The organism is Noviherbaspirillum galbum (assembly GCF_010974945.1).
Classification (GTDB): Bacteria; Pseudomonadota; Gammaproteobacteria; order Burkholderiales; family Burkholderiaceae_D; genus Noviherbaspirillum; species Noviherbaspirillum galbum.
In genome coordinates this window covers 26,073-38,786 of the sequence record NZ_JAAIVB010000069.1, presented here as the reverse complement: position 1 = coordinate 38,786, position 12,714 = coordinate 26,073, and the positions used below count along the sequence as shown (strand labels likewise).

Sequence of the window (12,714 nt, the reverse complement as noted above, 5' to 3'; positions counted from 1 at the left end):
GATGAAGGCGGCGCGCATCCTCATTGATGAACCTCTGCACCTGGCAAAGGGTTGGAGTTGGCGGGACGATTGGGCGCATGGCTATGATTCCATTTATGGGTTGTTATCGAAGTTTGCGATGCTCAATGCGCTCGGCGCAAAGGACCTTGCGACTCTCTTTATACGTAAAGATTGCGGCAGAAAGACGGTAATCGTCAGCGCACCCGCCGTGGATCTGCGCGACAGTACGTTGTTTGATATCGAAAACATCACCCAGCTAATGCGCCTGGATACGCAGCACGTCCAGCATGCCTTCTTGCCCCACCATCTCGCAAATGGAAGACGACGGTTTCGTGAAATGCTTTGCTGGTGTCCACAATGCGCGTACGCCGGTTTTCATTCCCCGGCATTTCAGTCGGATATGGTCAGGGCATGTCCAGTGCACAACAATCCCATTCGGTCTTGTTGTCCGGCATGCGGCGGCGTCATTCCGTACCAATTGAAGGTAGCTGTCTTTGCCCGACCGTTTTGCTGCCCGGCATGTCAGACCGATCTCGCACCAGCGCTGCGAGACCCAAAGGAGCGTGGGTTGATTTCATTACCACCGCCAGCCACATGGACCTTAAACCTGACCTCGCTGTGCAAGTATGAAGACCGCACCTTGCCAACATGGCTGGACCTCAACGTACGCCGTGGACGTAAGGGACTTGGCAAAGTGATATTTGCATCCGGTAATTGGCTGCGTCCAGTGGACGAATATAAAGTTTTTCTCGACAGCGTCTGGCATGCTTTGGGAGAAAAACGTTGGAAGGCGCAAGCGGGGAATGTTCAATTGCCCCTGGTGGTCGAAATTAACAGCAGGCCCCCGCCAGCCGTTGAGCTCACGCCCGGGCTTGGAAAAGTCCGGGCAAGTGAACCAGCCCATACAAGAAAGCCAGTATCTGAAGTTAAAAAGACATGGGACGACCGTCTCCTGGCGAGTTACTCGATTTATGGGACGGTGCGTCGTCACCTCTGGCGTCATCTACTGCGTGCCCACCGTTCTTGTATGGTTACCGCAGCGCGCCAACTGGACTGGCGCCTGGAAGGTACCCGCACGATCGCCATTTGTCCCGTGGCCGAAGCATTTCTACGCTGGCGCATGCATTGGGAGGGCATAGGAACGCCCTCAGTACTGTTTGGTCCTGTGCCCATCGCTCCAACCGGCTTGTCCGGGTGGGTGTCAGCACAAGCCCCCATTTGTCCAGCAAAATGGACGCGCGAAGCTGAACAGTGGGTCTCTGACCATATGCTTGGACGTTCCTCTTTAGCAAGCTTTCTTGAACTACTTGAAATGGCGACCACGAATGCGCGGACTGGCCAAATCACATGGCAAAGCACCACTGCCAGTGCACGGCATGTTCCATATTGGGCGATCACTGGACGGGACACGCCTTCCGAAGCGGTCAAGCTGTTTTGCGAAGCGGGCAATATGCCCACGTTGAGGGAATTGACAGCGAGCTTGTCGGACACCAAGGATCATCGTCAAGCCCATGCTGCGGCGTTGCGTCAAATTTGCGATGCAAAAAAGGCGACAGGCGCTGCACCCTTAGTTAACAAGTTTCATGGGTCTAGTAGTCTCATGAGGCCACCTATCATGAAATACGCACGACCATCGTCCATCGACAATTTGCGCTAGACTATAAGCAATCCCACAAGGGTATTGGCATGATCCATCGTTTTTCATCACCGTTGCGCCGATTAAGCTGGCTGTTGATCCTGAGCGTCCTCTGCTCGGGCATTGCCATGTCGGCCTATGCGTGCCCAAAGATTGCCGAACCGGTGAAGGCTATGGAAATGGCCATGGACGGCATGCCCTGCGCGGAAATGGATGTTGAAAAACCTGCGCAATGCGCCGAATTCCAGTCGGGCGGTCAGCTTGCGCTTGAGCATCTTGCGGCGCCTCCTGCGCTGACTCCCGTTCTCGTGACCACTGTCCATCCGGCACCGGCTCTGTATCAGTCCGCTGTCATGGATGCGGAATGGTCCGATACTCCTCCCACCTCTGGCATCGACCCGCCTTACCTACGCACGCTCCGCCTGCGCATTTGACCTTTCCCTCTGTCGGTTTACAGCGCGGCCCTTGGCCGTTGCGGGTGCTCGTCCTTACCACAGAGGTTTTCCATGTCATTACAGAAAAATATTCCACTGGCCGGGTACGGTCGGTGGACTCCTTGGCGCCGTCTTGGCGTCATGGCAGCGCTGGCGGCTGCCCCGTGCTTTGCATTGAGCCAGTCGGCTGGCCTCACCATTGAACAAGCCATTCACTTGGCAACGCAGCAGTCTTCTTCCAACAAGGCAGCGATCGCATCAGTTGCAGCCAGTCGTGAATCGGCGGCAAAGGCCGACCAGCTGCCGGACCCAATGCTCAAGCTTGGTGTCGATAACCTGCCTGTCAGCGGCGAGGACAGGTTCAGCCTGACGCGCGATTTCATGACGATGCGCCGAGTCGGCATCGAACAGGAATGGGTCTCATCGGACAAGCGCGTCGCCCGTTCGGAAAGAGCGCAACGCGCCGTCGACATGGAAGAAGCCACCTATCTTTCCAATGTTGCCAAAATCTGCGAGGAAACCGCCAAGGCATGGATAAATGTCTGGCATGGGCAGCGCGTTTCCGCGCTTGCCAGAGCGATGGAGAAGGAAGCGACTGACGACCTGCAAGCTGCCCAGGCAGCCCATCGTGGCGCAAAAGCGGCAGCCAGTGACATTGCGATGGCGCAGCTCGCACGGGTCCAGGCCGGAGATGCGGTTCGCAAAGCCGAACAGGACCTGCAGGCGGCCCGCACCGTGCTTTCACGCTGGACGGTTCAGCCTGTAGAGAAGGTGACGGATGTTATCCCGCCGCTCGTTTCCCATACGCCGCAATTGTCTGTCGGGGAGCTCGAACGGTATCACCCGATGGCGCTGATGGCTCGACGCAGCGTCGCCATGGCCGATGCAGAAACCACGGTTGCCGCCCGAGAGCGCCGTCCCAACGTGTCCGTCGAAGCCAGCTTCAGCCAACGCGGCAGTCAATACGGAAACATGGTGTCCTTCGGCGTCAGCATACCCATACCAATCAATCCTTCCCAGCGGCAGGACCGCGACATCGCCGAAAAGTCTGCCCTGGCAACCAAGGCACGCCTCCAGTACCAGGAAACCTTGCGCGAGTTACAGGCAGACATCTAGAGCGCCTCAACGACCCTGGAGAGCCAGAAGGAGCGCCTGGCGAACCTGAAGGAACAACTACTTCCAGTCGCGACCCAGCAGGTTGAACTTTCCATGGCTGCCTATCGGGCTGGTAGCGGCACTCTGTCCGCCATCTATGGCGCCAGAAAGATGCTGCTCGAGAAGCAGTTGATGATTGCCGACCTGGAAAAGGAAGCTGCCCTGGTGTGGGCCAGCCTGGAGTATCACGTCATTCCGCACGCCATTGCCACCAACGGGAGCATCGAGAAATGAAAACACAATATGCGCTCAAGACCATCGTATTACTTCTGGCAGGCGTTGGACTGGCTGCCGGAGGCTATTGGTTTGGCACCCAGCAACATGGTGAAAACGTTCCTACGACTGAAGCGACAACCGCGACGAACACCGGTGAAAAGATTGACCCGAAGACTGGACGCAAGGTGCTGTACTGGCACGATCCGATGGTGCCGGGTCAGAAATTTGACAAGCCGGGCAAGAGTCCTTTCATGGACATGCAGCTGGTGCCAGTCTATGCCGATGAAGGCGGCGAGCAAGGCGGGGTCAAGGTCAGTCCAACCTTGCAGCAGAACCTGGGTATCCGCTTTGCGACCGTACGTCGGGAAGAGACCCGGGACACGTTGGAAGTTGTCGGCACAACCCAGTTTGACGAAAGTGCCGCGGAAGTCGTACAAAGCCGTGTAACAGGCTACATCGAGCGACTCCAGGTTCGTACGCCGATGCAACGCGTCAAGCGCGGTGACGCCGTCGCCACCTTGTTTGTGCCGGACTGGATTGCGCCTCAAGAGGAGTATCTGGCGCTGAAACGCTCAGGGAATGATTCGTTGGCGTCGGCTGCGAAGCAGCGCATGCGCGCGATGTCCATCCCCGATGGCTGGATTGCGCAATTGGAGCGTACGGGCCAGGTACAGCGGAATCTGACACTTGCTTCGCCAGTCAATGGCGTTGTGACCGAGTTGGCAATGCGCGAAGGCGCGATGGTGTCACCTGGTATGACCATTGCCAAGATTGCGGGACTGAGCAAGGTTTGGCTGGTCGCGGAGGTGCCTGAGGCCGCAGCTGGACAGGTCCGGCCCGGTACGACAGTGGAAGCAAAGGCCAATGCGCTCGGAGAGCGAACCTATTCTGGCAAGGTGCGGGAGGTGCTGCCGGGCGTCAGTGCCGCTACGCGTACGATACAGGCCCGCCTGGAACTCGATAACCGGGATGGCAGCCTGATTCCCGGGCTGTTCATGCGGGTACGCCTGGTCGCGGACAAGGCGTCATCCCGTCTTTTGGTGCCGACCGAGGCGGTCATCACCTCAGGCAAGCGGGCTGTCGTGCTGGTTGCCGGTGACAACAACTCGATGCAACCGGTGGAAGTAACAACGGGGCGCGACATCGGCGACAGCACCGAAATCCTGAGCGGGTTGACCGAAGGGCAAAAGGTTGTCTCGTCCGGTCAGTTCCTCATTGATTCGGAAGCCAACCTGAAAGGCGTACTTCCAAAGTTGGCGGGAGAGAAGGCAGCTCAAGGGACCGCTGCGGCGTCACCCAATCAGCAGGGTGGCGCGGCGGTTTATCGCGGCGTCGGCAAGGTGGAAAAAGTATCGCCTGAAGCCATTACGTTTTCTCATAAACCCATTCCGGAACTCCAATGGCCCGCAATGACCATGGACTTCTCCAAGCCCAATCCTGACGCATTCAAAGGCATCCAGTCCGGACAGGATGCTGAATTCTCGTTCAAGGAGGGGAAGGACGGATACGTGCTGGAAAACGTCACTACAGTTGGACAGAACAAGGACGGGAGCAAGAAATGATTGCATCCATCATTCGCCAGTCCATTGTCCATCGGTTCTGGGTGCTGCTGGGTGCGCTTGTTATTGCCGGCTGGGGAATCTGGTCACTGCAGGGGACATCGCTCGACGCGCTCCCGGATTTGTCCGACACCCAAGCCATCATTCGTGCTCCGTATCCTGGAAAGGCACCGCAACTTGTTGAAGACCAAGTTACCTATCCGTTGACGACCGCGCTGCTGGCAGTCCCGGGAGCCAAGACGGTGCGGGGATATTCCTTTTTTGGGGACTCCTTCGTCTATGTCCTGTTTGATGACGCCACCGACCTGTACTGGGCTCGTTCACGCGTTTTGGAGTACATCAGTCAGGTCCAAAGCCGTCTGCCACTAGGAGTGCGCGCCGAACTGGGCCCTGACGGCACAGGCGTGGGCTGGGTCTTCGAGTACGCGCTTGTTGACCGCACGGGTGGCAACGACTTGTCACAGCTTCGTGCGCTGAACGACTGGTTCCTGCGGTTCGAGCTGAAAACCGTGCCGAACGTAGCCGAAGTGGCCAGTATCGGCGGGATGGTCAAGCAGTATCAGGTGGTACTTGACCCGGATAAGCTGCGGGCGTTCGGTATATCTCATGCGATGGTCTTGGAAGCGTTGGCAAAGGCAAACCAGGAATCGGGCGGCTCCGTTGTCGAAATGGCCGAGACAGAGTACATGGTGCGTTCACGCGGTTACTTGCGTTCACTGGAAGACTTCCGCAATGTGCCATTGTCGGTTAATGAGGCTGGCACACCGGTCATGCTGCGCGATGTCGCGACCGTTCGCCTTGGCCCGGAAATGCGACGCGGCATCGCTGAACTCAATGGCGAAGGTGAAGTCGCAGGCGGCGTGGTCGTCATGCGGTCCGGCAAAAATGCGCTGGAGACCATCAAGGCGGTCAAGGAAAAACTCTCAAGTCTCCAGACATCGCTACCTAAAGGTGTTGAAGTTGTCCCAACCTATGACCGCTCGAAGCTTATCACTGCGGCGGTGACCAATCTTCGGGACAAGCTCATCGAAGAGTTTATCGTTGTCGCCATCGTCTGCGCAATTTTTCTCTTCCATCTGCGCAGCGCGTTCGTAGCCATCGTGTCGCTTCCTTTGGGCGTGCTGGCCGCCTTTATCGTCATGCGTTACCAAGGCGTGAATGCCAACATCATGTCACTCGGCGGGATTGCCATTGCGATCGGGGCGATGGTGGATGCCGCCATTGTGATGATCGAGAACGCGCACAAGCACCTGGAAGCGTACGAACATGCGCATCCCGGTCGAGAAATTGGGGCCCAGGAACGATGGAAGCTGATTGCCGAATCTGCGATTGAAGTTGGACCGGCCCTGTTTTTCTCCCTGTTGATTGTGACCCTGTCCTTCGTTCCTGTTTTTGCACTCGAGGCTCAGGAAGGCAAACTATTCTCGCCATTGGCTTACACGAAGACCTATACGCTGGCCGCTGCCGCCGGTCTTTCCATAACGGTCGTGCCGGTTCTGATGGGGTACCTCATACGTGGAAAAATTCCGCCTGAAGCTTCCAATCCGCTCAATCGCGGTCTGATAGCACTTTACCGGCCGTTGCTGGAAACCAGCTTGCGCCATCCTGTTGCAACCATCGCGCTTGCCGTGGTTGCGCTGGCCCTGACTGCGATACCGTTGTCTCGTTTAGGGGGAGAATTTCTACCGCCACTGGACGAGGGCGACCTGTTGTACATGCCATCAGCCTTGCCGGGTCTGTCCGCGTCAAAAGCAAGTGAGCTGCTGCAGCAAACAGACCGGCTTATTAAGACGGTTCCCGAAGTCGCGACGGTCTTTGGCAAGGCAGGACGTGCCGAATCCGCGACCGACCCGGCGCCGCTGGAGATGTTTGAGACGACTATCCAGTTCAAGCCGAAGGATCAATGGCGTCCCGGCATGACACCCGCAAAACTGGTGGAAGAGCTCGACCGCGTGGTGAGGGTGCCAGGCTTGGCAAATGTCTGGGTACCGCCTATTCGCAATCGCATCGACATGTTGTCCACCGGTATAAAAACGCCCGTCGGCGTCAAGGTTTCCGGGCCGGACTTAAGTGAGATCGACAAGGTCACTGGTCAAATCGAGGCAACGGTCAAGCGCGTTCCGGGCGTGACGTCGGCCTTGGCGGAGCGTCTTAGCGGTGGACGATACATCGACGTGGATATTGACCGGTTGCGGGCAGCCCGCTACGGCTTGTCCATCTCGGATATCCAGTCGGTCGTGTCCACAGCCATTGGTGGCGAGAACATTGGTGAAGTTGTAGAGGGGCGGCAGCGCTTTCCGATCAACGTGCGCTATCCAAGGGACTACCGGGATTCCGTGCAGACGCTTCGCGAATTGCCAATGGTGACGGCAAAAGGTGCACAAATTCGCCTGCAGGACGTCGCTACGGTAAAAGTAACCGACGGGCCACCGATGTTGCGAAGTGAAAATGCCCGACTGTCCGGTTGGGTTTATGTCGACGTCCGCGGGACTGATCTCCGCTCGGCGGTCAACGCAATGCAGTCGGCGGTTCAGAAGGAAGTAAAACTCCCGCCAGGGTATGCCGTCGGCTGGTCCGGGCAATTCGAGTATCTGGAACGTGCGACTACGCGTCTTCAGACCGTTGTTCCGCTGACCCTGGGCGTTATTTTCATTCTGCTTTACCTAGCGTTTCGGTCAATTCCAGAAGCAGTCCTGCTTATGCTGACGGTGCCGTTCGCGCTCATTGGCGGGTTCTGGTTCATCTGGTTGCTTGGTCACGCCGTGTCGGTCGCCACCGCAGTCGGTTTCATTGCGCTTGCAGGATTGGCAGCCGAGTTCGGCGTGGTAATGCTTGTCTACTTGCGCAACTCGCTGAATCATCGGCTGGTTGCCGGGCGTCCCCTTGACCGGGAACTCATCATGGAGGCGATTCGGGAAGGCGCGGTTCTGCGGGTTCGCCCGAAGGCCATGACGGTAGCAGTCATTCTGGCCGGCCTCATCCCATTAATGGTTGGCTCCGGTGCGGGCCACGAAATCATGTCTAGGCTGGCGGCGCCCATGATTGGCGGCATGGTCACGGCACCGCTGTTGAGTCTTTTCGTCATACCCGCCGCCTGGCGCCTGCTGCAGGAACGCAAGCTTCGAACAAATTCTATTTCGCAGCACCCCACTCAAAAGGAGAATCAGCATGAACACATTCATTCGTAAATCAATGTTGGCAGCCATTTTGTGCGCCACTTCTGCCGTAGTCGTTGCCCAGCAGGCTGACATGCATAAAGGCATGGGCATGGGAGACATGAAAATGGGCGACGCGAAGCAAGGTGCGACGTCCCTCGCCAGCGGCGAGGTAAAAGGTATCGACAAATCCGGCAAAACCATCACGCTCAAGCATGGTCAGATTAAATCCGAGAGTGTCCAGATGGGACCAATGACCATGACATTTCCGGTTCAGTCACCAGCGCTGCTTAAAGGGGTCAAGTCTGGTGACAAGGTAAAATTCAATGTTGAGAATGTCAATGGTGTGGCGATGGTAACGGTGCTTGAGCCACAGAAAAAGTAAAAAGGGATGCTATCTGCAGCAAAAAATTGTGCGAACGTGCATGGTGTTCGTTCGCACTCCGCATGCCGCAATCATGTAAGCAGATGGCTCACGTCCTTCCTGATTTGATTTACAGAAGAAGCTCCCAATAGCCTACGTCCAGCCATCGGTCAAACTTTTTCCCGACTTCCTTAAACATCGCAACACGTTCAAAACCCAGTTTCTCATGCAGCCGAACACTGGCCTCGTTAGGTTGCGCAATGCCGCCGATAACGGCGTGCACGCCTGCCCCACGCAGCTGATCAATCAATGCTTCATAGAGCGGGCCAGCCAGCCCCTTGCCGCCTTCGCCGTGACGCAGGTAGACCGTACTCTCGACTGAAAACCGATATGCGGAGCGTTCACGCCACTTGGTCGCATAGGCATAACCGACAACGTCTCCCTCGTGCTCAGCCAAGTACCAGGGGAGGCCCGCAGCTTTTACATTTTCAATTCGCCGGACCATTATAGTGGTCCCCAATTTTGAGACGGTGGTTTAAGCTGTCATCCGTGAAAGGATGATAGCGAATGAGTGAAGGTAAGAAACGCAGGGTGCATACGGCGGAATTCAAGGCCAAGGTCGGTCTGGAAGCGGTGCGCGGGGTAAAGACGGTGACGGAGATCGCGCAGGAATACGGCGTGCATCCAGTGCTGGTAGGCCAGTGGAAGAAGGAGATCCTGGAGAACGCCGGTGCCCTGTTCGACGTCAAACGCGGTCCGAAGCCGGTCGACGAGAGCAGCCCGGAAGACAAGCTGTACAGCGAGATAGGCAAGCTCAAGATGCAGGTGGACTGGCTCAAAAAAAAGCTGGGGGAATGAGCCCGGCCGAGCGGCAACGCTGGATTGAGCGGGAGGACGACATGCCGCTGACGATGCAGTGTGAGCTGGCCGGTGTGCCGCGCTCGTCGGTCTATCGGCGACTGCAAGCGGTGGCGCGCCAGCCATGTCTGGAAGAGGAAGATCGGCTGCGTGCCTTGATTGACGAAGCGTACACCAATCGGCCGTTTTACGGCAGCCGGCGCATGGTGGTCCATCTGCGAGGAGAAGGACACTGCGTCAACCGCAAGCGCGTGCAGCGCCTGATGCGGGAAATGGGTCTGGCAGGCATGGCACCGGGCCCGGCAACAAGCAAGCCGCATCCGCAGCACAAGGTCTATCCTTACCTGTTGCGCGGGGTGGCGGTCACGCGACCGAATCAAGTGTGGAGTACGGATCTGACGTATATCCGTCTTGCACGTGGCTTTGCGTACCTGGTGGCGATCATCGACTGGTACAGCCGTAAAGTGCTGGCTTGGCGCATCAGCAACAGCATGGACGCGTCGTTCTGCGCGGACTGCCTGGCAGACGCCATGCGCAACCACGGCAAGCCCGAGGTGTTCAACAGCGACCAGGGTGCGCAATTCACCAGCGACGCCTTCACCCGCGTACTCAAACGCGAAGGCGTGGCCATCAGTATGGATGGGCGTGGGCGGGCGCTGGACAACATCTTCGTTGAACGCTTGTGGCGCAACGTAAAGTACGAAGACGTGTATCTGAAGGGCTACACCAACATGGCTGAGCTGACGGTTGGACTGGCACAGTACTTCGCGTTTTACAACGGAGCTCGCCCACATCAGGCGTTGGGCTACGAAACGCCAGATCATGTCTATCGTGTCGCCGCTGGCGGAGGTGCGCTGATCATCGACAAGTTCGATGGTGGAGGACAGGAGTGTAGGAGCGGCAGTGGTACGGGGCAGCGCCGGGCAGCTGCTGAGGTGGAAATGGACGCAGCTTAAACTAACCGGCTCAATGTCTTGACTGACGGGTCCACTTTACATCTCCTCGGCGGTCACCTCGGTTTCTTCAAACGTGATCGTGGTGTTCTTGACGTAATAATTGTAGATGCTCGCAATTATTTCGGCGTCGGCAGCGACTGCGGGGCGGATCATTTCTTCTTTTCTCTCCTGATAAGTCGGACCGTGAACAACCTTCAACAGGTCACTTGAGTAGTCCGAATTTCGACACTTTGGTGCAGCAATTATGCCTGCTCTTCCAGAATGGCCTCCGTAGAGTTCTGTCGCGCGGGGCGGCGCACGGCTGCCAGATAAAACAAGAAAGAAGCAATGGCTGCGGCAAGCAGGATCAGGAGTGCATGATGTACTGTCTCAACGCCCTCGAGCATGGCGGCCATTGCCAGCGGCCCCGCTGCCTTTGCAACCAGGGCCGGACCGGCCAGTGCCCCGGAGATGGCACCGTAGTTTTCGCGACCAAACAATTCCTGTGGCACCGTACCCTTCACAATTGTCAGGATACCGTTGCTTAGTCCGTACAGCATGCAGAACAAGGCGACAACCCACTCGTGCTGACCTAGCAAGACCAGCGTTCCCAATGCTGTTGGCAACAACGCAAAGGTGATCTTGCCGACGGATTGCGGTTGCGTCCTGCCTGCAAAGACCATTTCACCGATGCGGCCAACTACCTGCATCGGGCCGATCAGAGTGGCAAAGAATACCGCCGTTCCGGCCGCATGTCCCAGTCGCTGCACCAGGGGAATCAGGTGGACAGACAATGCCGAAAAGATAAAGGCATTCGTTGCAAATGCGAGCGCAAGCTTCCAGAACATCGGGTGTCGGACCGCCTCGGACAAGGTATGGCTGCGCTTGCCGGCTGCAGCCACCGCTTTCGGCAACCGCTTTCCTCGGTTGCTTAAAAGAAGATGTGCCGGCATACACAACACCATATGAAGTGCGGCATAGAACAGGTAGGTGTCACGCCAGCCGACCTCACCATTGAGATGAAGCGTCACCGGCCAGAAGACCGTGCTGGCTAGTCCGCCAAACAAGGTCAATGTCGAGATCCCTTTGCGAGCACCCGTATCAAATTCACGATTGATCGTCGCGAAAGCCGCTTCGTACAGGACCATGGCCATGGCGATCCCGATGACGCCCCAGGCAACGAAATACGACCCCATTGATTGCACCTGGCTGAGCAGGAAAAGACCCAGTCCGGCTATCAACGACCCCAAGCCCATCACGGGCCGGCCGCCATGCCGATCCAGCAAAATACCGGCTGGGGTGGCAATCAGGCCCGCGATCAGCAAGCTCCAGGAGAATGCGCCAAACAGTGGTTCGGCACGCCATCCCAATTCGCGCTGCATGTCGGGGGCAAGGACACTAAAGGCGTAGTACAGCGTGCCCCACGAAATGACCTGGGTCAGCGCCAAAAGCCCAATGATCTTGCGGTCATTGGTTGCGTGCGGGAGATGTTCTGCATGCATGTCAGATCCCTGCCTTTGCCGGACAGCAGTTCGGTGCCAGCATGGAAATGACTTGACGCCAGTACGACCGTCTCGCCGGATAGTGGCTTGAAGCATACAAACCAACGGCGCGCGGCATGTTGCCATGGGGTCGGTACAGGTAAGTGCCAAACACCTGGTCCCAGATTACCAGCGCACGCCCAAAATTGTTATCGCCTTCGCCTGCCTGTGCCGAATGGTGCCAGCGGTGGACCTCGTTGGTACTGAATACGTAATTCAGCCATCCATTACGCAGATCAAGATTTGAATGTTGAATCATGACGACTGGGAGCGTTAGAGCAAGGTACCCAAGGATCACTGCTTCCGGCGTGCCAAGCATCAAGAGCGGAACAACCCCGAATGCATAGGTGATCCCGTAGTTCAATGGATGCATACGGAAATTGTTCAAGGTATGAAGGCGCTCACTGCCATGATGCAGGGCATGCAACCACCACAACCGCCGGTCCTGGTGATGTAGGCGGTGGGACCAGTAGCCGCCGAACTCCGCGATGAGGGTCGCTACCAGGATTTGCAGTAGAAACGGCAGGCTGATCGGGAACAGGTTGAAGGCTGCGGAAGCACCAACCGCCTGGTAAAGGCTTACCACAGTGATCGGCGCTAACCATTTTAAAACCGGATCAATGAGACCGAATAGGACCGCCGCGCTCGACAAATCTGTTTGAAGATCGTCTTGCGCGTGATTCCATTCGGCCCGCGCCGGCCAGATCCGTTCCAGCCCCATCGCGCACAGCGTGGCTGCGACACTTGGTACGATGACCGCCATCTCCAGATTGCCACCAATTTCGCGGGCAATCAGGAATGACACGAGCGAGGCAGCGATCGCCGTGGGCAGGAAAAATTTTGCAACGATGTAGCGCATGA

General features: G+C 57.2%; 12 protein-coding genes. 8 read left to right on the top strand and 4 right to left on the bottom strand.

Annotated elements, in window-relative coordinates:
* The first annotated feature begins 1 nt into the window (after position 1).
* The 7 genes from G3574_RS19870 (at position 2) to G3574_RS19845 (ending at position 8,540) form a co-directional block, all read left to right on the top strand.
* Complete coding sequence (locus G3574_RS19870) at positions 2 to 1,657, top strand: hypothetical protein (protein ID WP_163967155.1); 1,656 nt, start codon at positions 2 to 4, stop codon at positions 1,655 to 1,657.
* Positions 1,658 to 1,686: 29 nt separating this feature from the next.
* Positions 1,687 to 2,070, top strand: a complete 384-nt coding sequence (locus tag G3574_RS19865; protein WP_163967153.1) for a hypothetical protein — start codon at positions 1,687 to 1,689, stop codon at positions 2,068 to 2,070.
* Positions 2,071 to 2,142: 72 nt separating this feature from the next.
* Positions 2,143 to 3,186, top strand: coding sequence for a TolC family protein (locus G3574_RS19860; protein ID WP_235953527.1), 1,044 nt, complete (start codon positions 2,143 to 2,145; stop codon positions 3,184 to 3,186).
* 93 nt (positions 3,187 to 3,279) lie between these two features.
* The gene (locus tag G3574_RS28460; protein WP_235953526.1) at positions 3,280 to 3,459 is read left to right on the top strand and encodes a hypothetical protein; all 180 of its coding nucleotides are present in this window, start codon (positions 3,280 to 3,282) and stop codon (positions 3,457 to 3,459) included.
* Positions 3,456 to 5,003 (top strand): efflux RND transporter periplasmic adaptor subunit, encoded by a 1,548-nt coding sequence (locus tag G3574_RS19855; protein ID WP_163967152.1) that lies wholly within the window; start codon positions 3,456 to 3,458, stop codon positions 5,001 to 5,003. Before G3574_RS28460 ends, G3574_RS19855 begins: the two co-directional genes overlap by 4 nt.
* Positions 5,000 to 8,188 carry an efflux RND transporter permease subunit gene (locus G3574_RS19850; RefSeq protein WP_163967150.1) on the top strand — a complete coding sequence of 1,063 codons (3,189 nt, stop codon included), beginning with the start codon at positions 5,000 to 5,002 and terminating at the stop codon, positions 8,186 to 8,188. Before G3574_RS19855 ends, G3574_RS19850 begins: the two co-directional genes overlap by 4 nt.
* Positions 8,169 to 8,540, top strand: a complete 372-nt coding sequence (locus tag G3574_RS19845) for a copper-binding protein (RefSeq protein ID WP_163967147.1) — start codon at positions 8,169 to 8,171, stop codon at positions 8,538 to 8,540. Before G3574_RS19850 ends, G3574_RS19845 begins: the two co-directional genes overlap by 20 nt.
* Before the next feature lie 109 nt (positions 8,541 to 8,649).
* Here G3574_RS19845 and G3574_RS19840 read toward each other — a convergent pair whose 3' ends face one another.
* Complete coding sequence (locus tag G3574_RS19840; protein WP_163967145.1) at positions 8,650 to 9,024, bottom strand: GNAT family N-acetyltransferase; 375 nt, start codon at positions 9,022 to 9,024, stop codon at positions 8,650 to 8,652.
* Positions 9,025 to 9,086: 62 nt separating this feature from the next.
* On the opposite strand from G3574_RS19840, the gene G3574_RS19835 reads away from it, so the two are divergent.
* Positions 9,087 to 10,333 (top strand): IS3 family transposase gene (locus tag G3574_RS19835; protein ID WP_235953525.1). Its coding sequence is split into 2 segments (ribosomal slippage): positions 9,087 to 9,372 and positions 9,372 to 10,333, totalling 1,248 coding nucleotides; the frame shifts between segments, so codons are not numbered across the junction.
* 36 nt (positions 10,334 to 10,369) lie between these two features.
* Here G3574_RS19835 and G3574_RS28965 read toward each other — a convergent pair.
* From G3574_RS28965 to G3574_RS19825, 3 genes are all read right to left on the bottom strand, one after another.
* The gene (locus G3574_RS28965) at positions 10,370 to 10,486 is read right to left on the bottom strand and encodes a GNAT family N-acetyltransferase (RefSeq protein ID WP_407941687.1); all 117 of its coding nucleotides are present in this window, start codon (positions 10,484 to 10,486) and stop codon (positions 10,370 to 10,372) included.
* An 89-nt stretch (positions 10,487 to 10,575) separates the two neighbouring features.
* Complete coding sequence (locus G3574_RS19830) at positions 10,576 to 11,814, bottom strand: MFS transporter (protein ID WP_163967142.1); 1,239 nt, start codon at positions 11,812 to 11,814, stop codon at positions 10,576 to 10,578.
* Position 11,815: 1 nt separating this feature from the next.
* Positions 11,816 to 12,712, bottom strand: coding sequence for a sterol desaturase family protein (locus G3574_RS19825; RefSeq protein WP_163967140.1), 897 nt, complete (start codon positions 12,710 to 12,712; stop codon positions 11,816 to 11,818).
* Positions 12,713 to 12,714 lie beyond the last annotated feature (2 nt).

Bases quoted from the DNA above. Each gene is read 5' to 3' on its own strand.
- G3574_RS19830 (WP_163967142.1), bottom strand. From the start codon at position 11,814: ATGCATGCAGAACATCTCCCGCACGCAACCAATGACCGCAAGATCATT.
- G3574_RS19840 (WP_163967145.1), bottom strand. From the start codon at position 9,024: ATGGTCCGGCGAATTGAAAATGTAAAAGCTGCGGGCCTCCCCTGGTAC.
- G3574_RS28460 (WP_235953526.1), top strand. From the start codon at position 3,280: ATGGCTGCCTATCGGGCTGGTAGCGGCACTCTGTCCGCCATCTATGGC.
- G3574_RS19860 (WP_235953527.1), top strand. From the start codon at position 2,143: ATGTCATTACAGAAAAATATTCCACTGGCCGGGTACGGTCGGTGGACT.
- G3574_RS19855 (WP_163967152.1), top strand. From the start codon at position 3,456: ATGAAAACACAATATGCGCTCAAGACCATCGTATTACTTCTGGCAGGC.
- G3574_RS19845 (WP_163967147.1), top strand. From the start codon at position 8,169: ATGAACACATTCATTCGTAAATCAATGTTGGCAGCCATTTTGTGCGCC.
- G3574_RS19870 (WP_163967155.1), top strand. From the start codon at position 2: ATGAAGGCGGCGCGCATCCTCATTGATGAACCTCTGCACCTGGCAAAG.
- G3574_RS19850 (WP_163967150.1), top strand. From the start codon at position 5,000: ATGATTGCATCCATCATTCGCCAGTCCATTGTCCATCGGTTCTGGGTG.
- G3574_RS19865 (WP_163967153.1), top strand. From the start codon at position 1,687: ATGATCCATCGTTTTTCATCACCGTTGCGCCGATTAAGCTGGCTGTTG.
- G3574_RS19825 (WP_163967140.1), bottom strand. From the start codon at position 12,712: ATGCGCTACATCGTTGCAAAATTTTTCCTGCCCACGGCGATCGCTGCC.
- G3574_RS28965 (WP_407941687.1), bottom strand. From the start codon at position 10,486: ATGATCCGCCCCGCAGTCGCTGCCGACGCCGAAATAATTGCGAGCATC.